The organism is Moraxella sp. DOX410 (assembly GCF_032248735.1).
GTDB lineage: Bacteria > Pseudomonadota > Gammaproteobacteria > Pseudomonadales > Moraxellaceae > Faucicola > Faucicola tetraodonis.
Genome location: NZ_CP135138.1, coordinates 1,558,313 through 1,581,085 on the forward strand (window position 1 = coordinate 1,558,313; position 22,773 = coordinate 1,581,085).

The following is a 22,773-nucleotide window of genomic DNA, read 5'->3' on the forward strand; positions in this document are numbered from 1 at the left end:
GATGACCTTAGGAGTGATGGGATGACACCCGTTTATATTACATTTACGTTGTATTTGATTTTGGTATTGGGCATCGGGTTTGCGGCATATTTTGCCACCCGTAACTTTGATGACTATATTTTGGGTGGTCGTAGTCTGGGCAGTTTTGTGACCGCAATGTCGGCGGGTGCGTCAGATATGTCAGGATGGCTGCTGATGGGGTTACCTGGGGCGATTTATGTATCGGGGTTGAGTGAATCTTGGATTGCAATTGGCTTGGTGATTGGGGCGTATTTTAACTGGCTTTTGGTGGCGGGTCGACTGCGGGTGCATACTGAGTTTAATAACAATGCGCTGACTTTGCCTGAATACTTTCACCACCGCTTTGGCGCCAACAATAAATTGATTAAAATTGCTTCGGCGGCGATTATTTTGTTTTTCTTTACCATTTATTGCGCCTCAGGCATTGTCGCAGGTGCGCGACTATTTGAAAGCTTGTTTGAAATTGACTATGCCACGGCTATGTGGTTAGGGGCATTTGCCACCATTATCTATACCTTTATTGGAGGATTTTTGGCGGTAAGCTGGACGGATACTATTCAAGCAAGTTTGATGATTTTTGCACTGGTATTTGCGCCCATCATGGTTTATTTAAACTTAGGCGGTATGGATGAGATTCATGCAGCGGTCAGTATGGCGGCACAGGCAAATAACAAAAACTACGGTAACTTGCTGTTTGGTACGTCATTCGTCGGTATCATCAGTGCGGCTGCGTGGGGCTTGGGTTATTTCGGTCAGCCGCATATTTTGGCGCGTTTTATGGCGGCAAATTCGGTCAAATCACTAAATAGTGCCCGTCGTATCGGTATGACTTGGATGATTTTATGCCTAGCAGGCGCGGTGGCGGTCGGTTATTTTGGGCTTGCCTATATGACGGTGCATCCTGAACAAACTGCTATCTTAAAAGATAACAACGAGCGTATCTTTATCGGTTTGGCACAATTGTTATTTAACCCTTGGATTGTCGGTGTGGTATTGTCCGCTATTTTGGCGGCGGTCATGAGTACTCTCAGCTGTCAATTATTGGTATGCTCAAGCGCGATTACAGAAGATTTTTATAAAGGGTTTATTCGCCCTACTGCCACGCAAAAAGAGTTGGTTTGGATTGGTCGATTCATGGTGCTTTTGGTCTCAGCGATTGCCATTGTCATCGCCCAAAATCCAGACAGCAAAGTGTTGGGATTGGTCTCGTATGCATGGGCAGGTTTTGGCGCGGCGTTTGGTCCTGTGGTGTTGATGTCATTATTTTGGCGACGTATGACTGGCACAGGCGCGTTGGCAGGTATGCTTGTAGGCGCGTTGACGGTCATCGCTTGGAAACCATTAACCGGTAGTAGTCTGTATGAAATCGTACCAGGCTTTATTTTAGGCATGATTGCCATCTATGTGGTGTCGCTGTTAACGCCCGCATCTGACAAAGTTATGGCACGTTTTGATGATGCCAATAAAGCCTATAACGCAGCTCGTTAATATTGCATGACAATTTAAATAGTAATTTAAATGACAAAAGGGTGATACAGCTATCGCCCTTTTTTTGTTTTTCTTTTTCGTTATTTTTTTATCGTCAAATGACAAACAACAAAAAAGCCAAACATCAAAATGCTTGGCTTACTAAAATACTGGGCTTATAAAATAGCCCGCTTTAAGTTATTTGCAAATGGTGGCGATGAAGAGACTTGAACTCTTGACCTCACGATTATGAGTCGTGCGCTCTAACCAGCTGAGCTACATCGCCATGTTTGGCAAATTTGCAGGATTTAGGCAGAATTTTGAAAGTATTTCTTGCCTGTCATGGGGTGCATATTATGCGTATTTAACCCTATGTCGTCAAGCATTTTGTCACATTTTTTTTCATTTTCTCAAAATTTAATTTTTTGCCCGTCATGGCTGAGCATTGCCTGACTGTTGACTTCAAAATCACTTGAAATGACAAAAACCCGTGAACGTCACTTGAATTTTTGCATATATTTACCATAATAGTATCAACGTGCCAAAATATTATATTGGTTACTGTCATACTCCCCTAATCTCTCAACCTTATGATTTATCACAACTATAAAAACCCATAAAAGGAAGCACTCTTGAGCGATACCATCAGCAGAACGGTCGATTTATCATCTCTAAAAGCCCATCAACTCAAAACCCTATTGGGCGAATACAATAACCATATTAAGTACCTTGAACATCGTCTGTCAGTCCACATTCACCAACGCAAAACTGATTTTGTGATTTCAGGTGAGCTCGATTCAGTCGCGCGTGCTGAGCGTATTTTGGTACAGCTTGCCGATGAAGCACAAAGCAACGATGTTATCTCGCCAGAAGATTTGCACCTGCTCGTGCAAACGAGTTTTAGCCGTGAGCAAGATTTAGCGCTAGAGAATGATGCCGCTAGCGAAAATGGCAGCGAGCGCGCAGATAGCACTGATTTCACCCCAATTAGTTTGAGAACCCGTAAAGGAAAAATCATCCCCCGCGGTTACAACCAACAGCAATATGTCAAAAAAATCTTACTGTCTGATGTCTCGTTTGGCGTAGGGCCTGCAGGGACAGGTAAGACTTACTTGGCGGTGGCTTGTGCGGTGGATATGCTAGAGCGCAATGAGATTGAGCGTATTTTGCTTGTGCGCCCTGCGGTAGAAGCCGGGGAAAAACTGGGCTTTTTACCGGGGGATTTGACCCAAAAAATCGACCCTTATTTACGCCCACTTTATGACGCTTTATATGAAATGCTAGGGTTTGAAAAGGTGGCAAAACTGATTGAAAAACAAGTCATTGAAGTGGCACCCCTTGCCTACATGCGCGGTCGTACCTTAAACAACTCGTTTGTGATTTTGGATGAAGCACAAAACACTACCCCTGAGCAGATGAAAATGTTCTTGACCCGTTTGGGTTTTGGCTCGCGGGCGGTCATCACGGGCGATATGTCACAGGTGGACTTACCTCGCGGCACCAAGTCAGGCTTGCGGCATTCGCTAGAAATATTGGCGGATATTGAAGAAATTCATGTGACGCGGTTTGATAGCAAAGATGTGGTACGCCATCAATTGGTTCAAAAAATCGTGCAAGCCTATGATAAATACGATGAAGCGCAAGAAGCGATTAAAGAAGCCAAAAAACAATCACGCCTACTTGAACAAAGCCAAGCACAGTCCCAAGCCGCAAGCTTGGCTATCGGGGTAACGGATAACAATGCACCGGTTGATAACGCTTCGATTGATAACACACCCATTGATATAGGTATCGCGGAGTAGCTTATGTCATCAGCTTTGCCAACCCAAATTGATTTAGCAGGTGATTTAGCTGGCGCTTTGCCGCAAGCGCCGCTTGGTCAAGTGCCGATGAGTCAAGTGATAATTAGTTTTGCCGAAGGCTTAATTGAACTGCCAACTTTTGGCGAACTTGAAGCCTTCTACCAACAAGACAAGATTGCCGCTATTTTGCAGCAAGTTCTGCAGTATTTTGAAACCCATCAAGACACTACCGAGATACCTAGTCAACTGGGTGAATTTATCTTTCAAAAAACCGTTGAATTAGAAATTTATGTCACGGAGCCTGTGGAAGCTCGCGCCATCAATTTGGATGCGCGTGGCAAAGACTACGCCACCAATATTTTATCCTATGCCAGTGAGTTGCCTGAAGCTGTACTAGAATTACTGCCCGCACTGCCGCTAGGTGAACTAGTGATTTGCCATGCGGTGGTGGTCAGTCAAGCCCCTGAGCAAGGCAAGACAGTAGAGCAGCATCTGACCCATTTGCTGGTGCATGGTATGCTGCATTTGCTGGGTTTTGACCATGAACTTGGGCAAGCTGAGCAAGATGAAATGGAAGCGATTGAAATCGCTGTCCTTGATAAGTTATCCGTTGCCAACCCTTATGAGTAAAATTTCAATTGAGTAAATCTATCACCAAATCAGGTATTGGCATCATCTACGCGGGCGGCACTTTTGGCAGTTATGGCAAACCGCTTGCTAGCTTAGATGCTGATATTTTTTTACCTGTGTTATCACAGATTTTACAGACCCATTTTGCCACCTACCCAAACCATGCACACGACCCTGTGAATTGGCGGATATTGGATAATGATGTCATTAAAGACAGTAGCCAGTTAACGCCTGCTGATTTCGCGCATTTTTATCAATTGATACTACAAGCCATTGCGCAAGGGCTTCGCCAATTTGTGGTGCTAACAGGCACGGATACGCTCAGCTACCTCGCGGCTTTTTTGGCAGAGTGTTTTGCGGGTAGTCATATCAGTATTGTGTTGACAGGGGCGATGAGACCTTTGCTTGATAGCAATGTGTTAACCGATTACCTCATCGACCCGCAGAGCGATGCCACGCAGAATTTATTTGATGCCTGCAAATTAGCCCGTCATGGTGAGCCTGGGGTGCGGGTGTGTTTCTCTGGTGAAGATTGGCCTGCGCAAACTGTGCAAAAAATTCATAGCCATGATTTAATGGCGTTTGTGGGGCACCACCGTGCTGGTTATCCCGCCAATAGCTATACTTCAAAAATCACCCAGGCTCAGCATCAACTTTGGCTAGAAGATCGGCTGAGTGAATTACCGCAAGTCTTTGACAGCTTGTCCCATGCCAACATTGCCACACTTTATTTGACGCCCGTGGATACGCATTTGCTCGCCACTCGCTTGGATAAGTTATTGTCTGAAAAACCTGATGCCATCATTATTTTGGCATTTGGTGCAGGCAATGTGCCGTATGCCGAATCCATCAAAAGCCAATTATTACAGGCGAAAAAACAAGGTTGTCTGGTTGCAGTGACCACCCAATGCGCGTATGGCGGCGTCAGCCAAGCGTATGAAGCGGGGGCATGGCTGGCTCAATGTGAGGTTTTGATGACGGGACGGTTGACCTTACCTGCGATATTTGCGCGTCTGCTATGGTTGATTGGCAGTTATGACACCCCTGCTCGCCGCCGTCAGCGCTGGGCGCATTGTCTAAAAGATACCTACACCGTCGCCTAATAACTGATTAGTTGTTATACTAGGCTTTTTTATCGTAGGTTTTGGCAAAATTGGCTTTTTTATGACTGTAAATACTTATGCGATCAGCATTGAATTTATTGGTACTCGCTATCGCGGCTGGCAACGACAACAAGAAGTTGATAGTATTCAGCAGCATGTTGAAGCAGCGTTATCAAAGATAGCTAATGAACCCATAGAAGTCATCGCTGCGGGTCGTACTGATGCCGGCGTCCATGCGTCAAATATGATTGCCCATTTTCAAACCAGTGCCAAACGTCAGCCTTATAATTGGCTGCGTGCCGCAAATTCTCTGCTACCTGATGATATCGCGGTGCGCTGGATACAAGTGATGCCCGCTGAGTTTCATGCGCGCTTTTCTGCCATTGCGCGACGCTACCGCTATATTACCCTCAATCACCCCTTTCGACCTGCGATACTCAATCAGCAAATTACTCATGAATACGCCCCGCTTAATGTCCAACTGATGCAGCAGGCAGCGACCTATCTGGAAGGCACTCATGATTTTACCAGTTTTCGTGCCGCTTCCTGCCAATCTAATCAGCCTGTGCGCCATGTCCATTTTGCCAAATTGATTCAGCATGGTGAGCTATTGGTACTGGATATCCAAGCCGATGGTTTTTTACATCACATGGTGCGAAATATTATGGGTACGTTATTTGAAATTGGGCGCGGTGAAAAGCCAGTCGCATGGATTGAAGCATTGCTACTGAGCAAAAATCGGTCACTTGCGGCAGCGACGGCTTCTGCCGATGGGTTATACTTTATCAACGCGCTATATCCACCCCAATTTCAATCACTATTACCGGCAACAAGGCTATCCCCTATTTGGCTAAATTTGCCTGAATGACAGCGCAATGCGCGCAAATCTTTTAGCTGTTTTTTTCAATTGATTGATTTAGGGCTTAAAAGTTGCGATAACACACGCATCAGCGTATAATCTGCATTTATACATTTGACTCATAGATATAGGTATTATGGCAAAAAAAGACGATGTAATTGAATTTGAAGGCGAAGTGGTCGATACTTTACCTAACACATTATTTAAAGTGCGTTTAGAAAATGGGCATGAAATTATTGCGCATATTTCTGGAAAAATGCGTAAAAACTATATTCGTATCTTAACGGGCGATAAAGTTAAAGTTGAAATGACACCTTACGACTTATCGAAAGGACGTATTACTTATCGCGGTCGATAGTTGTTTAGGCACATATAGTCAGTAAAAAGAGGGTGTTAACTCATTGGGTTAACACCCTCTTTTTTTCGTGACTGCTCAGGTCAATAAATTCTTACAAAAATGTGATTCTATGGTTGTCAATTGTTAAAATTTTGATTATTCTTTGACTGACGAAAGGAAGGTATTACGTCAATTTTAATTTACCGATAAGTTTTTGTTAAATTAGCTGTTAGACGTGATGATTAAAATCAAACAGGGAGTTTCACATGTCATTTAAAATTTCTTCTCTTGCGCTAGCTGTTGCTACGCTTTCTACTGCTTCTATCGCAAACGCCGCCGGTCTAGACCGCTCTACCCAACCAAGCTGGGCTTTTACTGAGGAAGGTACTTTTGCCTATGTTGAGCACATTACTATTGATCCAACAATCGAGGGTAAAGACAACAAAAACGTTGCGACAACTGACGCAGACTTTGCCGCTGGTCGCAATGTCCCTGATATGGCGGATGATTACCAGTTTTTAAACTTTGGCGCAAAAGCCGATGTCAATGACACCATCAGCGTAGGGGCATTTTTTGACCAGCCTTGGGGCGCGGATGTTAATTACTCAGGTGACAATAATTTTGTTGGCGCACCAACTGCGGTTATTGACTCTTTAGCAACTCCTAAAGTTTATCCAGGTGCTACACAATTATTGCGTAACCTTACACAAAATCCAGATGCTAAAGTTGGCAATTTAACAGAGCTGAATGATACATTAGATCTTGCGAAGTCCACACTAGATAAACTTGAAAAAGCTGGTGCTACTGGAACCCCTGATTATAAAAATCTTTCAGCCACCTATAACGCTTTAAAAGCCCCAACTGATAGTTTTAATAATCTCTCAAAAGTTACAGGTGCAACCAACGTTTCTGTCAGCAGCCAAAATTTCACAGGACTGTTGGGGGTAAAACTGGGTGAAAAGAAAAACATTCAAATCTATGGTGGTCCTACGATTCAGCGTTTAGAAGGTGATGTCCACTTACGTGGTAACGCGTATGGTACTGCATCAGGATATGATGCTAGTATTGCTCGTAACACTGACTATGGCTGGATGGCTGGAATTGCTTATTTAAAACCTGAAATTGCCCTCAAAGCCGCGTTAACCTATCGCTCTGAAATCGACCACGACGTCACTGTAACGGAAAACCTGCCTGCACGCGGTGCATTGGGTGTCGGCACCAATGAGATTACTATCACCATGCCAAAATCTGTTAACTTAGATTTCCAAACAGGTCTCAATCCAACAACCCTTTTAACTGCAAAAGCGCGTTGGGTTCCATGGAGTGATTTTGCAATTAAACCAAAAATTTATAATGCAGCAGCAATAGCTAGTGGAAATGGTGACCTTAATTTGCTTGATTATTCTAAAGACGCTTGGACTGCTGAAGTCGGTCTAGGTAAGAAGCTATCACCACAATTGGCTATTTCGGGCGCTGTGGGTTATGACTCAGGCGCAGGCAATCCCATCACTTCTCTAGGACCTGTGGAAGGTAACTGGAATGTGGGCTTGGGCGCAAAATACAATTTGACACCTGAATGGGCTGTCTCAGGCGGCGTTAAATACTTGATGTTTGGTGATGCCAAAGCGAAACTACCCGATGGTAGCATTGTTGGCGATTTCCAAGACAATGATGGCTGGGTATACGGCGTACGTTTATCTTACCAAAAGAAATAAGCTAACTTTCAATAACATGAAAGCCAATCTGTTCATCAGATTGGCTTTTTTTATGTGTCTAGGTAATCAATTGTTACACAGTAAGCCCTTAATGATTATTACATAGGTGCCGCTTCAACCATATATTGTAGGGTTTAATTTGCAAGATTGGTCAGTGCTATCGTGAGATTACCAATGCTTGGTACCGTGACGCCATTGGCTTTTCTTGGGTAAAGTCTGGCTTTTTGCACTTGTTGGCAAATAAATTTATCCACCTCTGGATCACCCGATGTTTGCGTAATCCTGCATTTTTCCACGTCACCTTTGGCATTGACATTAAGTTTTACTTGCAGGCTTGATAGCTGCTTTAGTGTCACAATACGCGATAAATTGGGTGGTAACTGCGTGTTAGGTCGTTTCTGCCAACTTGCATCCGCATTGCCAAAGGTGATGGGTGTTGCTGGTTTTGGTGACGAATTAATAGCTGGGACAGCGGGGATAGCTGAAATAACTGGGCTAACGGGCTGATTTGGCGTTTTTTGTATTTGAGCACGCATCGAGTCTTTAGATGATTTAGCAGATGATTCAGCACGCTCATCGTGAGTTATAGGTTTTAAAGCATATTCAGTATTGGTATGGCTTTGCTTGGTAGTAGCTGATTTGATAGTAGCTGATTTGGGTTGAGCAAGAGATTGGCTAGTGTTTGAACTTATGTTGCGTTCTATTTGCATCGCTTGCTGTTGTTTATAGTGGGCGTTATTTTCACGCGCGTTCATTAATGGCTCGCTAGAAATATCTTGTGATTTTTTTTGGGGTTGAGTTTGGCTTTGACTTTGATTTGCTGTAGATAACGCAGTTTTAGGTTGACTGGCTTTTTGTTGGTTAGTCGAATTATCTATCGTTGGTCTGAGTTCGATTGGCTTGTGGTTATTATTTTTTGCTGGGTGATTCACCAGTTTAGCGGGTGTAGGGTTTGGTTTTGATAACGGTTTTTGCTTAATATCAGCCGCTTGTGTTTTATCGCTAGGATAAGGTTGTTTGACAGGGTCTACATGATGGATAACCACAGGCTGCGTTTGTGAATGGTAGGTCTGCGAAGGGTGTTGAGGCTTCAGCTGGATAAAGCTAATTTCGAGCGGCTGTGTGGTTTGCGGTTTGATCTTTAATGGCGTTTGGTACTGAAAAAATAGATATAGCAGCAGCCCATGCAACGCGGTAACGATGCCGACCACCACTACCCTAATATATAGTTTTGACGATTTGTTATCGGATGATAATGTAGATAGCATAACAGGGAAATCGCTTGATACACGCTTGAATGATGGCAGATGACATTGCCATCTTAATATAATTGTGCCATACATCAAATAGTTAGTTTGCTATTTGATTCTGGGTACACCTGGCGTTAATGAGTTTTTAGGGTTATTTTTTAATTTGCTACTACGGCTATTACCTTGACAGCGCTTTGAGCAATAAATGACATTCACCCAATCTTTTTCCCATTTTTTCCGCCAGGTAAATGGACGCTGACACACGGGGCAGATTTTGCTCGGTAAATCAGATTTTTTAACGGTTTTATTAGAATTTTTCATTATCCCTTTCTATAGATTTACTTAATCGCTGGCTATTTAAGGCGCGTACATCTATTAGCTATTATCCATTATCTAGTTTAGTTTAGTTTAGTTTAGTTTAGTTGACTTTTTATGTGGGTCATTGCACATTTTTGCAACGGGATAACTGGCTTTTACCGTTATGATAGCGCAATAAACCTAAAAAAATGTCTTGGGAAGCCAAGCCTTTTGTTGACATAATACCCTAACGATAAACTGTTGTATTGGGGTAAAGATAATGAGCAGCAAAACGAACTTGATGTGGTTTCGCCAAGATTTGCGCACCTTTGACAATACCGCTTTTGCGGCTTGCTGTGAGCATGCACGGCAAAACCATGCTGGCGTCATAGCCGTGGTTTATTTGACACCCAAGCAATGGCAATCACACCGCAAATCGCTGTGGCAAATTGACTTGATACTGCGGCAAATCCGCGCACTTGAGCAGAGTTTATCTCAGTTGAATATTGGTATCATCATCAGAGTGGTGGATGATTTTGCCTTGCAGGCGACGGATGTGCTTGAGCTTTGCCAGCAGCTTTCTATTAGCCATTTATTTGCCAATCTGGAATATCCGGTTAATGAAGTTACCCGCGATCAGTATATCGCCCAGCAGGCTCAGTCATTAGGCATAGTTACCCAATGGTTTGATGATAGTCAAGTAGTTGCCCCTCAGCGTATCGTCACCGACAAAGGTATGCCGTACAAAGTCTTTACCCCTTTTTACAAGCGTTGGCTTGCGATGATTGAAACTGGCGGCTTAACCCTATCGCCCACCCCTGCTGCAATGGCTATAAATACCATACAACTCGCCAAAGACAGCCGCAATACCAATACCAATACCAATACCAATACCAATACCAATGACTATATAACGATTGATGCATTTTATCGCGCTTATCTTATCCCTACCGCTGCGCTTGATAAACAACTCAATCACGTGGTTAAGTTAGCACAATTGTTATACCCTGCCGGTGAAGCGGCTGCCCAATCACGACTGGATGATTTTTTAAAAAAACATATCGCTGATTACAATACCGCCAGAGACGTGCCCGCTTTGAATAATCACTTGGGTGCGACCAGTCGTTTATCGCCCTATTTAGCAATCGGTATGCTATCACCCAGATTATGCTATCTCGAAGCCAGACAAAAGCTGAACAGTCAGCAAGGACTGGGAAGTGAGAAAGACATCATGCGCTGGATTAGCGAGCTGGCTTGGCGCGATTTTTATTATGACGTTATGGTTAACCGTCCAGATATCGTTAAAGGCAAGGCGTTTTTGACCCCACTCGATGAATCTGTGGCTTGGCGTTATGACCTAGCCGACTTTGAAAGCTGGTATCAAGGTAAGACAGGTGTGCCGCTTGTGGATGCAGCGATGCGCTGTCTCAACAGCACAGGTTTTATGCACAATCGGCTGCGTATGGTGGTGGCGATGTATCTGAGCAAAAACCTATTAATCGATTGGCGTTGGGGTGAGGCGTATTTTATGCAGCATTTGGTAGATGGTGATTTTGCCAGTAATAATGGTGGATGGCAATGGTCAGCTTCCGTTGGTACCGATGCCCAGCCTTATTTTCGGGTGATGAATCCATTTAGTCAGGCGGCAACGCATGACCCTGACGCCAGCTATATCCAACACTGGGTGCCCGAGCTTGGAACAGTGCCAGCTAACATCATCAACGATGAGCAAAAACTGCAAACCTACCTAACACAACATCCTCACATCGCCTATCCAACGCTTGACACCCCGACAAAAGTCTCACGGGCAATGGCGATTGAGGCATTTAAAAACCCAATATCATAAGATAGCTCAATCATCAGCTTTCTATAGTTAAAACTGTAATATAATAAGCATTTTAAACCAATACCACCATGCCCAAAATATACAACCAAGACTTACGAGACAGAGCCGTCAACCACTGGCAAAAGACAGGCAACAAAAGCCAAACAGCCAGGCTATTTGAAATCAACCGCAACACCCTTGATGACTGGATAAAGCTCTATCAAGAACAAGGGAATACCAAGCCAAAACCCTTTGCCCCTGTTGGCGTAAAACACATTATCACAGACCTAATCGCCTTTGAGAGCTACGTTAACGCTCAGGAATTTGACACCGCAAAACAGCTTAGAGAACAATACTTAAAAGACCATCCTGATATCAATATTTCTTATAATGCCTTTTTAGAAACCTTGCGTCGAATCAAATGGAGCTTTAAAAAAAGACCCCGCTCTTTAAGCAAGCCGATTTACTAAAGCAAATTGGGTTTAAACTGATGCTGGGTTTACTGCTATTAACCTTGAGCCTTACCGCTGACAACATCCTATTTATGGATGAAACAGGATTTTATCAAAGGCAATATTACACCCGCAGTTGGTCGCCTATTGGCAAGCCTTGTTATGCCAAAATCGATGCCAATAAGGGTAAACGCTTAAACTTAATGGGAGCCATGCGATTAAATGACTTTAAACTCATCGCTCCTGTTACCTTTGAAGGTGGTTGTAAACGAGTGACGGTTGAAAACTGGCTACACACGTTGGGACGAGATTTGCCAAAAGATGATAATGGCAATTATCCAAAACGTGTATTGGTGTTGGATAATGCCAGATTTCATCATGGTGGCGATTTAAAGCAAATTGCGGAACTTTATAATATTGAACTGACGTACTTACCGCCTTACTCACCTGAACTCAATCCAATTGAGCAGTTGTGGGCAGTGATTAAGCAAAAGGTTCGTTTAACGCTAAGCAATTTTGATACGCTTAAGGATTGTGTTGAAAGTTGCTTGGTATAATTCGGTTTTAACTATATGTATGAGCGTCAGTTGATACGGTTAATGAGCAAAACGGATATGCCCAGTTGCCGAGCAGTTGATTGAAAAAGTTGCTATTGCCAAGTGTGTCGCAATGATGAAATGGACTACCAAGACAGTTTATTGATTGCTAACTATTTATTAAATGGCTGACAAATTACGGCTTGGTTGATATTGCCTGACTGATAAAATCCGCTAATTGTGTACCCCACAGTGCGTAAGTTTTCGCACTGGGGTGAAAGCCATCTTTTGCAAATAAGTTTTTACTATCGTCCTGCTCAGCAAAACTCACTGCTAAATAATGGATTTGGGTATCTAATTGGTTATTGGTGTTTTGATGGTTTAAAATCAGCTGATAAAGTCGCTTGTCCAATAATGACGCTTTTTTGCCTATCAATTGATTCAGCGGGCTTGGCAAGGCAGGCATTTTTTGCATGGGTGGCAATCCAACAAAAATAATATGCTTAGCGGTAAATTTACGCCCTGCGATTTCAATAATAGCTTCTATATGTGCTTGCCAGTCTCTAGGCCTTGTATTTGTTACGACATCATTGACCCCGACATTGATGATGACTATGTCTATCTTTTCACTTGCCAATACATAAAGTTGCCGAAGCACATCAAAACTGGTAAATCCAGACACGGCTGCCATTTGCCATTGTAAGTAGTCATAACGTTTTACAATTATTTCATTAGATGATAAATTTTTGATTAGCTGCCCCATGAGTGCTGCTTCTTGGCTTTCCACCCCTACGCCTGCCGCAGCACTATCGCCCACGAGTAACAGGGTTAACGATGAATCAGATGCGGATTTATCTATCTTGTTGAAATCTACCACACCTTTTTTCTCAGACAGCGGCGTTGGTAATACGATGGTTTGGCGTTTTACCTGCTTGCCTTGGTAATAGTATATCGGGCTGATTAGCATATCCTTATAAGACAAGCCATTGATATGTTGTTGCATAACTTTCCTTTTTAACAGCGCTTTTTTGATTATTGTATAGCGATAATTACTATAAAAAAACCCCGTTGATTGTTTAACGGGTGGTTTAACAGATTGATACATTAACGATTAGTCGGGCAACGCATGCGCTTTCGCTAACTGATGATAAATTGGTACTGGTGATACTTTACCTTATGTTAAATAGCAGCTCTTTGCCAAAACATCCGCAACAATAGTCACGTTTAACAAAAAACGGTTAGATACTCTCTAGCCGTTTTTTATCCAAGGAAACACCTAAAATGAATAAAATTCATCATTTTTAAATTTTAATTCGTTTTTATTCATCTTGATTTTAGCGTATAACTGTCTTTGTACTTTTAGCCGTGACGATTTTTAGTAATCGTAGGGTGCTAAAAGAAAATTTTTTTGCGCTACTGTTACGGAGATTATAGACATGACTTTACCGATTAATTGTCATATCAAAACCATTGCATTTGATGAAAACTACCAACCTGCCAAAGATACTAGGCTGACTACCAACTTTGCCAATCTGGCACGGGGTGAACACCGCAAGCAAAACTTACGCAATACCCTGCAAATGATTAACCATCGATTTAATGATTTGGCACATTGGGACAATGTGACTGGCGACCGCTATCAGGTCGAGCTTGAGATTGTCTCTGCCAATCTTGAGATTGTTGGTACGGGAGATAGCTTTCCGGCTATTGAGATTTTAAAAACCGTTATCTTTGATACCCAGACCCAGCAGCGAATCGATGGCATCGTGGGTAACAGTTTTTCTTCCTATGTGCGCGATTATGACTTTAGTGTATGGCTGTTGGCGCATAACAAAAACCAGCCATCGTTTAGCGTGCCCGAGCGGTTTGGGGATTTGCATGGTAAGTTGTTTGATTATGTGCTGAACTCGCCTGCCTATCGTGAGCAATTTAACAAACCACCGGTGATTTGTCTCAGTGTGTCGACCACCAAGACTTATACCCAAACCGCCAATTGTCATCCGATTTTGGGCACTGAATATGTACAAGACGCATATTCGCTGACGGATGAATACTTTAGCAAAATGGGATTATCGGTGCGTTATTTTATGCCGCCAAAATCAGTGGCACCTTTTGCGTTTTATTTTAAAGGTGATCTGCTCAACGACTACACTAACCTTGAGCTTATCAGCGCGATTAGCACGATGGAAACGTTCCAAAAAATCTATCGTCCTGAGATTTATAACGCCAATAGCGTGGCAGGTCAAAGCTATCAGCCCAGTTTAAATCATGAGGATTATTCACTCACCAAAATCGAGTATGACCGTGAAGAACGTAGCCAGCTAGCGATTCAACAAGGTCAATACACAGAAACCCACTTTATCAAACCCTACCAAACCTTATTACAAGAATGGTTAAATTCCCAAGTCGCTTAAGCAGTTTTGCTGACACCCAACAATTAAAGAGAAAACAATGACTACACTTTTTCCAACATCAACGGCAGGTAGCCTGCCTAAACCAAGCTGGCTTGCCGAACCTGAACAACTTTGGTCACCTTGGAAGCTGACAGACAGCGCGCTTGTCCAAGGCAAACAAGACGCGTTATTGGTATCATTGCAGCAGCAATTAGCGGCAGGCATTGATATTGTGAGTGATGGCGAGCAGACCCGCCAACATTTTGTCACCACCTTTATTGAGCATCTAGATGGGGTTGATTTTGCCAATCGCGCTACGGTAAAAATTCGCAATCGCTATGAAGCCAGTGTGCCGACTGTGGTAGGTGCGGTGTCACGTCCTCAATCGGTATTTGCTGAGGACGCCAAGTTTTTACGTCAGCACACAGACAAACCTATCAAATGGGCGCTACCTGGACCCATGACCATGATTGATACCTTAAGTGACCAATACTACGGCAGCCGCGAAAAACTGGCTTGGGAATTTGCTACCCTACTCAACCAAGAAGCCAAAGAACTCGAGGCGGCAGGGGTTGATATTATTCAATTTGATGAGCCTGCCTTTAATGTATTTTTTGATGAAGTTAATGATTGGGGCATTGCGGCACTTGAACGTGCTATCGAAGGGTTGAAATGTGACACTGCCGTCCATATCTGTTATGGTTATGGTATCAAAGCCAATACTGATTGGAAACAAACCTTGGGCAGTGAATGGCGACAATATGAAGCCATCTTCCCCAAACTACAGCAATCGGCGATTGATATGGTGTCGCTAGAATGTCACAATTCGCGCGTACCGATGGAACTTATCGAATTGATTCGTGGCAAAAAAGTGATGGTGGGCGCGATTGATGTGGCGACGCATCAGATAGAAACACCTGAGCAAGTGGCAGCAACGCTACATAAAGCCTTGCAGTTTGTGGATGCTGAAAATTTGTACCCTTGTACCAATTGCGGGATGGCGCCGCTCCCCCGTCATGTGGCACAAGGCAAGTTGTCTGCCTTAGCACAAGGCGCCAAGCTTGTCCGAAATGACTATTTAGCCACGCATCAATTGGACGACCTCATAATTTAAAAAGTACTTTGGAAAAAATAATGGTTGACGTTACTGATTTTAGAAATGCCATGTCGATGTTATCGGCTGCGGTCAATGTGGTCACTACTGATGGCCCTGCGGGTCGTCATGGCTTTACTGCATCGGCGGTGTGCAGTGTAACCGATACCCCACCGACCTTGCTCGTATGCATGAATACCGCCTCACGCTCGTATGAATATTTCGTGCAAAACAAGGTATTGGCAGTGAATGTGCTGGCCGACCATCATGCACCATTATCTGCGGTTTTTGCATCAAAACTCGAAGCGCAAGCGCGCTTTGAGCATGGCACATGGCATACCTTGATGACCCAATCACCGATTTTGGACAATGCCTTGGCGAGCTTTGATTGCCAAATCGAGCAAATCCAAGAAGTCGGCACACACGGGATTTTTATTTGTCGTATCGAAGCCATACAACAAGGCAAAGACCAGACAGGTTTGGTGTATTTTAACCGTGAATACCATGCCGTCAATAAAATTAAAGTCGATACATACAACCAATCATAATGCTAAACGCTGGGTCAGATTTTGTACAATCCAAGCGAATTAATGCTAAAGTAGTCACTCTTATCAATATTTAGATAATTTAGGATGAGTGATGGCGATTATTAAGTCTTTGTTGGACACGGATTTATACAAATTTACCATGCTACAAGTGGTACTACACAAGTTTCCACAGACGCATAGCGTATATGCGTTTCGCTGTCGTAACCTTGAAGATACCGCCTATCCCCTATCAACGCTACTCAATGAAGTTAATAGCGAACTCGATGCGCTTTGTGAACTACGGTTTACAGCCGATGAGCTGCAATACCTTCGTGGTCTGCGCTTTATCAAAAGTGATTTTGTTGATTATCTTGAATTATTTCAACTCAAACGTCGTTTTATCAAAGTAACCATTGATGCTGAAGGTCGGTTAGACATTCGTATTGAAGGCCCGATGATTCAGGCAATGATGTTTGAAATCTTTGTGTTGGCGATTGTCAATGAACTGTATTTTAGTCACCTTGACCAGCAATCGGCTTGGCAAGTCGGTGAACAACGGCTAAATGATAAAATCATACTGTTACAAGACTATCGTCGCCAAATGGCGGCTTATGACGTCCCGTTTTTGGTATCAGATTTTGGTACGCGTCGACGTTATAGTGTTGCTTGGCAAGAGCAAGTGATTGAGCGGTTGATGGCAGTGCCTGAAATATTTCGCGGTACGAGCAATGTGTATTTTGCCAAACAGTTCGGTATCACCCCAATTGGCACAATGGCACATGAATTTCTGCAAGCCTTTCAGGCACTCGATGTGCGCTTGCGTAATTTCCAAAAAGCGGCACTCGAAGCTTGGGTTCAAGAATATCGAGGTGACTTAGGTATTGCATTAACAGACGTGGTCGGGATGGACGCTTTTTTGCGCGATTTTGACTTGTATTTTGCCAAGCTATTTGATGGGCTGCGTCATGACAGTGGCGACCCGTATGAATGGGGCGAAAAAGCCTACGCGCACTACCAACAACTCAAAATCAACCCAAAAACCAAAATGTTAAATTTTAGCGATGGGCTGACGTTGCAGAAGGCGTGGGCGCTGTACTTGCATTTTAACGACCGTTTCCAACTTGGGTTTGGTATCGGGACTCACTTGACCAATGATATGGGGCAAACACCCCTCAACATCGTCCTTAAACTGGTTGAATGTAACGGGCAATCGGTGGCTAAAATATCCGACAGCCCGGGCAAAACCATGACCGACAACGATACCTTTTTGGCATACCTGCGCCAAGTATTTGATATTGCCGAGTAAAAATCCTAAAGCGCTAATTGCAAAAACCAATAAGCTAAATCCCCACATTCAATCTTACGCCCAATCATGGCAAGGTATGCCATGAACTTGGACGATTGAACTATTATTGCACATCAATACACCAATACTTGGTAGTCACATAATCTTCAATCCCATACTTTGAGCCCTCACGCCCAAAGCCTGATTGTTTGACACCCCCAAACGGTGCAACTTCGGTTGATAACAGTCCTGTGTTTTGCGCAACCATACCATATTCGAGTCCTTCACACACTTTCCACGAACGCGCAACGCTTTGGGTATAAAAATACGCCGCTAGTCCATAAATCGTATTGTTGGCATGGGCAATCACTTCGTCATCGGTATCAAAAATAAATACCGGGGCGACGGGACCAAAAATCTCTTGGCTAGCGATGTCCATGTCATCGGTGATACCCGTGATAATGGTTGGCTCAAAACTTAAATCTGACGCGCTGTGTTTCTTTCCACCGGTGACCACGGTCGCGCCTTTGTTGACCGCATCTTCAAGTAACTGCTCGACTTTGTCCATTGCATCTTGGTTGATGAGCGGACCGACTTCCACGCCCTCTGTCATACCATTACCGACTTTTAAGGCTTCTACTTTTTGTTTGAAGATGGCTAAAAATTTATCCTTGATGCTTGCTTGCACATAGACGCGGTTTGCACACACGCAGGTTTGTCCGGCATTACGGTATTTGGAAGCGATAAGCCCGGTTGCTGCTTTTTCTAAGTCGGCATCATCAAAGACGATAAATGGGGCATTGCCACCAAGCTCCATTGAGAGTTTTTTGACGGTGGAGGCACATTGTGACATCAGCACGCGACCAACTTCGGTAGAACCAGTGAATGACAATTTATGGATACGTTCATCTTGGGTGAGCACTTCACCAATCACTGAGGATTTACCAGTGACGATTTGTAGCAAGCCTGCAGGTAAGCCTGCTCGTATGGCAAGTTCCCCTAGCGCCAGTGCGGTCAAGGGTGTTTCAGTGGCAGGTTTGACAATTATGCTGCAGCCAGCGGCTAAGGCAGGGGCAACTTTGCGGGTAATCATGGCGGCGGGGAAATTCCACGGGGTAATCGCCGCACATACGCCAATCGGTTGCTTTAACACCACGTAGCGTAGGTCTTTGTTGGTGCTAGGGATGATGTCGCCATAGATGCGTTTACCTTCTTCGGCAAACCAGCGGATAAAGCTATTGGCATAGCCGATTTCACCGCGTGATTCGGTGATTGGCTTGCCTTGCTCAGCGGTCATGATGGTTGCTAAGTCTTCTTTATTTTGGTCGATTAAATCTGCCCAGTTGTTTAAAATAGCTGCGCGCTCGTTGGCGGTTTTTTGTGCCCAGTCTATTTGCGCTTTGTGAGCAATGGCGACGGCGTCGATGACTTGGGATTTTTCTAGACTCGGTATAGTGGCAATCACTTGGTTGTCAAATGGATTGGTGACATCAATGGTGTCGCCTGTCGTGGCGTCTGTCCATTGGTTGCTAATAAGTGATTTGGTTTTGAGTAAGGTTTGGTCTTTAAGTGGTAGCATTAGGATGTCCTGTTCGTTATGTTGTTATGAGGATATTGTAAACTTTTTTATGATAAGCAGGTCAATGCCGTTTATTATAAGCGGATAGCAGCTGTCGGCAATAGCGTCATTATGTTGCAGCAGCTGTCTATGAAGTAAAAATTTCAGCAAAGATTAGATAGCAAATGGCATAAATAATTGGATAAAAATGCAAACCAAGTCGGTTACCTCAACTCGGTTATGATTCTTTCATCGCATTTGAGGCTAATGGCTCAGCAGTGGTATGCCTTTGACTGCATGATTCTGTGAAAATTGCCGCTGCTTAAAAGTTTCTCTTTATACTTTTTGTTGGAAATTCTTCTCAACGCGCTGTTAGCAAATGCCGCTGCATAAAATCATTGACCTTGTTAAAGGTGGGATAAAACGACTGTAACGGTGTTGCCAGTCCAATGACGACGCCTGCGTGAGTGGCAGGGACTTGTACCCGCTCCACGTTGCCGCCTGCTTGGGTCAGCGCTTTTTGTAGGCTATCAGCATTTTGTGGGTAGACAAGCGTGTCTTTACTACCTGTGACCAACAAATGCGGAGGTACATCTTGGCGGATATGATACACAGGCATCACTTGCTGGCGGGTGCTATCAGATGGAAAGGCAACTTTGGTAGTACCGCTACGAAAATCATAATCATACGGACCTGCTAGTCCAATCACACCTAATATTGCCTTGTTGGGAATGCGGGTTGTTGTCCAAAAACGGTTATCATCCACCGCAGATACCACATTAAACGCACCTGCCGAATGCCCCATAACAAACAGTTGATTAGGATTGCCGCCATATTGAGCGATATTACGATACACCCAACCCATGGCACTGGCTGTATCAAGCACATAATCTGGGAATACGTTTGCAGGGGCTAAGCGATAATCCACCACCACTGTGGTGTAGCCCGACTTGGCAAACTGCTTACCGACAAAGCCATAGGTTTGACGTTTGCCATGTTGCCAGCTGCCCCCATATACAAATATCAACACAGGGTGACGCTGACCATCTGCAGGGGTATAAATATCGAGTTGTTGGCGGGTATCTGTGCCATAGGCAATATTTTTGATGGTTTTAATACCATTTGACACAGTGCTAGTGCTATCAGCTTTTGCTGCGATGGGTGCGTTTTTTGTCGCCATGGCCTGACAGCCTATCAAATTTAACCCCACAAGGGCTATAGCCGTAGCAGCTCCAAGTTTGTATTTATTCAAGCGGACGGTGGCAGGTTGATAGTGTTCTTTAGCATGGATAGATGAATTTGGCATAGGTTTCTCTTTGTTAAGGGTTTCTCTTTTTTAAGGTTTTTGCTTTTTTAAATAAGTAAGTTTTCAAGTTAGGACGTTAAATTTGAAATTATTAAATATTTATGTAAGAAAATGGCTTTTTGTTAAGTATAATCGCTTATAAGCGTTAATCAAATTCCTGCTGTAGTGAATTGGTAACAGCGGTAACCTTATGTTGGATATCGTTATGTGTGATGCTATTTATTATTTAACTTACACCAGTAAAATCACCTTACTGGGCGCGATTAATCCTTTTACTTTCAAAACTATCGAGCAGATTTCTAGGCAAAACAATCATGCCCAACATATCACGGGATTTTTGCTATTCAAACATGGGCATTTTTTTCAATATTTGGAAGGGGATAAGGCATTGGTCACTCACCTGTACCAAGATTTACTTAAAGATTATCGCCATAAAAATTTAAAAATAATTACCGAGGGTCATCGGGAACAGCCGCGGTTCAAAAAATGGGATATGTACTGTATTGACATTGATAAGGATGTGAATAATTTATCCATTAGCCGACTATTTCAAGCGTTTAACCCCACCGATTGGCAGTCACCGGAGGTGAATGAGCTAATCACAGATATGCAAACACAGCATCATAAAAATAATTAAATTTTTACCCTAAAAAGATTTATAAACTTTAATTTATTTTTGTATGAATTAAGGGTTATACTTTAGTTTTAATAAAAGATGCTAAATTAATAATAACATTAAAAATTATTATGCTACACTCAAAGTAACATATAAAGAGTATGGCTGAGGAGTTCTACGATGATGTCTCCCCCTACTTATTACCTGACTTATACCAGTTCGCTTACTTGGTCAGCCGCTTTAAAGCCCAGCACATTTACCCAAATTTATCAAAGTGCGAGAGATAATAATCAAAAAACCGGCATCATGGGTTTTATCCTATTCAAAGATGGTCGCTTTCTGCATTTTATGGAAGGTAGTGAAATGTATATAGCGAATTTGTACCTCGCTATCACCCATGATAAACGCCACCATAAAATTCATCTTATCCATCAAGGTACGACCCATTCTAAACGCTTTAAGCAATGCGATATGCTATGCGTGACACCCAGCATATCCCATACCACCCCAGTGATTAGTAAGCTGTTAGCACAGTTTGAAACCTACCAATGGCAGACCGAACAAGTCGAGCAATTACTCAATGAGATGGTCGCATTCTATGAGCGCGATGCGGCTGATATTGCGCCCTACCAAGTCAAAGCGGAAAGCTACATCGGCGCCATCATCAAACACCATGTCAAAAAACACCTTTTTTTCATGCTCACCATCATCACGGTTCCATGGTTGGTGATATTTATGTTGTTAATTGACCTGTAAATTTTTGCCAATCTGATGGCGAAAAGGCTAACCATTAAACGCTTACGCAAGCGCAAGATAGCGACGCGGTTTAAACTCAATTGTTTCGACGTCTTTATTGGGTATTTGGTAGTCGTCACTGTCGGTTTATACCCTATCGCGTTAATCAATGTTTGCTATTAATAGTTGCTTTTTAGGAACAATAAACTGATGAAAAACATACCTAATATCAGCAGTTGAATGATTAAATATTTTTTATTCTGCCGCATAAAGCGGCGATAAACCACCGAGAAAAAACTGCCTGTTTGGGGTGTCATGCCAAGCAAATGGTTTTTTGCCATTAGTGACATCACTTCATGTACGTGAGCTTGGCTCCAATGATAAATATCAAAGTCGTACACCATATCTGGAAGATTAAGCAGTTCAAGGGTTTGGGTTTTTTCGTCCATGTTATAACAATTCATCAGCCATTGCTGATAATAGCGTTTTTCTAACTGTCCCTGGTCTAACACCACTATCTCTTTATGTCGTCGGTCTTGCTTTATCGTGTTAAATAATTGTTCACATACCGCTTTTTGACCTTCAATATACTGCAAAAATTTGCCATCCTTAAACAATAAAAACCCCGTAATATGATGGTGTTGATTGTTGGACTGGGCTTGCTCGCGAATATCAGTGAATAAATTGTGGTCAAAAATTTGGGTCAAATTTATTTTACTGGCGTAAACATAATACTGAATTTGATGATTCATGACATTTTCCGAAAATTTGTGAGGGAAGCCAGTTACAATAAATTTTCATCGGTTAAAAAAACTTAATCTTATGAAACCTAGAATTGGTCTCATAAAATTAAGCTACAATACAGCATCAAGCGCAGTGCTAAAATGAACTGGGAAATTGCCATTTAGCATCTTTAGGTCTGCATAAAAATTGTACTATGATACTGTCAATCCGTAGTAGTTTATA

General features: G+C 43.1%; 22 protein-coding genes and 1 tRNA gene. 16 read left to right on the plus strand and 7 right to left on the minus strand.

Annotated elements, in window-relative coordinates; translation table 11 throughout:
* Window positions 1–21: 21 nt before the first annotated feature.
* Complete coding sequence (gene putP, locus RNZ41_RS06875; protein ID WP_076774286.1) at window positions 22–1,509, plus strand: sodium/proline symporter PutP; 1,488 nt, start codon at window positions 22–24, stop codon at window positions 1,507–1,509.
* A 188-nt stretch (window positions 1,510–1,697) separates the two neighbouring features.
* Here putP and RNZ41_RS06880 read toward each other — a convergent pair.
* A tRNA-Met gene (locus tag RNZ41_RS06880) sits at window positions 1,698–1,774 on the minus strand.
* A 346-nt stretch (window positions 1,775–2,120) separates the two neighbouring features.
* On the opposite strand from RNZ41_RS06880, the gene RNZ41_RS06885 reads away from it, so the two are divergent.
* From RNZ41_RS06885 to RNZ41_RS06910, 6 genes are all read left to right on the plus strand, one after another.
* Window positions 2,121–3,290: a PhoH family protein gene (locus tag RNZ41_RS06885; RefSeq protein WP_314026921.1), complete on the plus strand. Its 1,170-nt coding sequence runs from the start codon at window positions 2,121–2,123 to the stop codon at window positions 3,288–3,290.
* Window positions 3,291–3,293: 3 nt separating this feature from the next.
* On the plus strand, window positions 3,294–3,920 hold the full coding sequence (gene ybeY, locus RNZ41_RS06890; RefSeq protein ID WP_314026922.1) for an rRNA maturation RNase YbeY: 627 nt from the start codon (window positions 3,294–3,296) through the stop codon (window positions 3,918–3,920).
* 8 nt (window positions 3,921–3,928) lie between these two features.
* Entirely contained in the window at window positions 3,929–5,023 is a 1,095-nt protein-coding gene (locus RNZ41_RS06895) for an asparaginase (RefSeq protein ID WP_314026923.1), read from the plus strand.
* 61 nt (window positions 5,024–5,084) lie between these two features.
* Window positions 5,085–5,891 carry a tRNA pseudouridine(38-40) synthase TruA gene (gene truA, locus RNZ41_RS06900; RefSeq protein ID WP_239741884.1) on the plus strand — a complete coding sequence of 269 codons (807 nt, stop codon included), beginning with the start codon at window positions 5,085–5,087 and terminating at the stop codon, window positions 5,889–5,891.
* Window positions 5,892–6,018: 127 nt separating this feature from the next.
* Window positions 6,019–6,240: a translation initiation factor IF-1 gene (infA, locus tag RNZ41_RS06905; RefSeq protein WP_007116282.1), complete on the plus strand. Its 222-nt coding sequence runs from the start codon at window positions 6,019–6,021 to the stop codon at window positions 6,238–6,240.
* A 245-nt stretch (window positions 6,241–6,485) separates the two neighbouring features.
* Window positions 6,486–7,934 (plus strand): outer membrane protein transport protein, encoded by a 1,449-nt coding sequence (locus tag RNZ41_RS06910; protein WP_314026924.1) that lies wholly within the window; start codon window positions 6,486–6,488, stop codon window positions 7,932–7,934.
* Between the two features lie 134 nt (window positions 7,935–8,068).
* Here the strand turns inward: RNZ41_RS06910 and RNZ41_RS06915 are convergent, their stop codons facing one another.
* A complete protein-coding gene (locus tag RNZ41_RS06915; protein WP_314026925.1) occupies window positions 8,069–9,202 on the minus strand; it encodes an energy transducer TonB in 1,134 nt (377 codons plus the stop codon).
* A gap of 90 nt (window positions 9,203–9,292) precedes the next feature.
* Window positions 9,293–9,505, minus strand: a complete 213-nt coding sequence (locus RNZ41_RS11850) for a DUF2256 domain-containing protein (protein WP_135889276.1) — start codon at window positions 9,503–9,505, stop codon at window positions 9,293–9,295.
* Between the two features lie 256 nt (window positions 9,506–9,761).
* On the opposite strand from RNZ41_RS11850, the gene RNZ41_RS06925 reads away from it, so the two are divergent.
* The 3 genes from RNZ41_RS06925 (at window position 9,762) to RNZ41_RS06935 (ending at window position 12,315) form a co-directional block, all read left to right on the plus strand.
* The gene (locus tag RNZ41_RS06925) at window positions 9,762–11,327 is read left to right on the plus strand and encodes a cryptochrome/photolyase family protein (protein WP_314026926.1); all 1,566 of its coding nucleotides are present in this window, start codon (window positions 9,762–9,764) and stop codon (window positions 11,325–11,327) included.
* 68 nt (window positions 11,328–11,395) lie between these two features.
* Entirely contained in the window at window positions 11,396–11,776 is a 381-nt protein-coding gene (locus tag RNZ41_RS06930) for a helix-turn-helix domain-containing protein (RefSeq protein WP_050323873.1), read from the plus strand.
* A 20-nt stretch (window positions 11,777–11,796) separates the two neighbouring features.
* Window positions 11,797–12,315 carry an IS630 family transposase gene (locus RNZ41_RS06935; RefSeq protein WP_201664439.1) on the plus strand — a complete coding sequence of 173 codons (519 nt, stop codon included), beginning with the start codon at window positions 11,797–11,799 and terminating at the stop codon, window positions 12,313–12,315.
* A 175-nt stretch (window positions 12,316–12,490) separates the two neighbouring features.
* On the opposite strand, the gene RNZ41_RS06940 is transcribed toward RNZ41_RS06935, so the two are convergent.
* Window positions 12,491–13,297: an SGNH/GDSL hydrolase family protein gene (locus RNZ41_RS06940; protein ID WP_314026927.1), complete on the minus strand. Its 807-nt coding sequence runs from the start codon at window positions 13,295–13,297 to the stop codon at window positions 12,491–12,493.
* Window positions 13,298–13,730: 433 nt separating this feature from the next.
* Between RNZ41_RS06940 and RNZ41_RS06945 the strand changes: the two genes are divergently transcribed.
* The 4 genes from RNZ41_RS06945 (at window position 13,731) to pncB (ending at window position 17,613) form a co-directional block, all read left to right on the plus strand.
* A complete protein-coding gene (locus RNZ41_RS06945; protein ID WP_314026928.1) occupies window positions 13,731–14,708 on the plus strand; it encodes a DUF1852 domain-containing protein in 978 nt (325 codons plus the stop codon).
* Between the two features lie 37 nt (window positions 14,709–14,745).
* Window positions 14,746–15,801, plus strand: a complete 1,056-nt coding sequence (locus RNZ41_RS06950; RefSeq protein ID WP_096488700.1) for a methionine synthase — start codon at window positions 14,746–14,748, stop codon at window positions 15,799–15,801.
* Window positions 15,802–15,821: 20 nt separating this feature from the next.
* Window positions 15,822–16,328, plus strand: coding sequence for a flavin reductase (locus RNZ41_RS06955; protein ID WP_314026929.1), 507 nt, complete (start codon window positions 15,822–15,824; stop codon window positions 16,326–16,328).
* 88 nt (window positions 16,329–16,416) lie between these two features.
* Window positions 16,417–17,613: a nicotinate phosphoribosyltransferase gene (pncB, locus tag RNZ41_RS06960; RefSeq protein WP_409950571.1), complete on the plus strand. Its 1,197-nt coding sequence runs from the start codon at window positions 16,417–16,419 to the stop codon at window positions 17,611–17,613.
* Window positions 17,614–17,716: 103 nt separating this feature from the next.
* Here the strand turns inward: pncB and RNZ41_RS06965 are convergent, their stop codons facing one another.
* The gene (locus tag RNZ41_RS06965; RefSeq protein ID WP_314026930.1) at window positions 17,717–19,171 is read right to left on the minus strand and encodes an NAD-dependent succinate-semialdehyde dehydrogenase; all 1,455 of its coding nucleotides are present in this window, start codon (window positions 19,169–19,171) and stop codon (window positions 17,717–17,719) included.
* 340 nt (window positions 19,172–19,511) lie between these two features.
* A complete protein-coding gene (locus RNZ41_RS06970) occupies window positions 19,512–20,456 on the minus strand; it encodes an alpha/beta hydrolase (RefSeq protein ID WP_314026931.1) in 945 nt (314 codons plus the stop codon).
* Window positions 20,457–20,661: 205 nt separating this feature from the next.
* On the opposite strand from RNZ41_RS06970, the gene RNZ41_RS06975 reads away from it, so the two are divergent.
* Window positions 20,662–21,093 (plus strand): BLUF domain-containing protein, encoded by a 432-nt coding sequence (locus RNZ41_RS06975; protein WP_062334532.1) that lies wholly within the window; start codon window positions 20,662–20,664, stop codon window positions 21,091–21,093.
* A gap of 159 nt (window positions 21,094–21,252) precedes the next feature.
* Window positions 21,253–21,828 carry a BLUF domain-containing protein gene (locus tag RNZ41_RS06980; RefSeq protein ID WP_314026932.1) on the plus strand — a complete coding sequence of 192 codons (576 nt, stop codon included), beginning with the start codon at window positions 21,253–21,255 and terminating at the stop codon, window positions 21,826–21,828.
* A gap of 158 nt (window positions 21,829–21,986) precedes the next feature.
* Here the strand turns inward: RNZ41_RS06980 and RNZ41_RS06985 are convergent, their stop codons facing one another.
* The gene (locus tag RNZ41_RS06985) at window positions 21,987–22,559 is read right to left on the minus strand and encodes a BLUF domain-containing protein (RefSeq protein ID WP_314026933.1); all 573 of its coding nucleotides are present in this window, start codon (window positions 22,557–22,559) and stop codon (window positions 21,987–21,989) included.
* Window positions 22,560–22,773 lie beyond the last annotated feature (214 nt).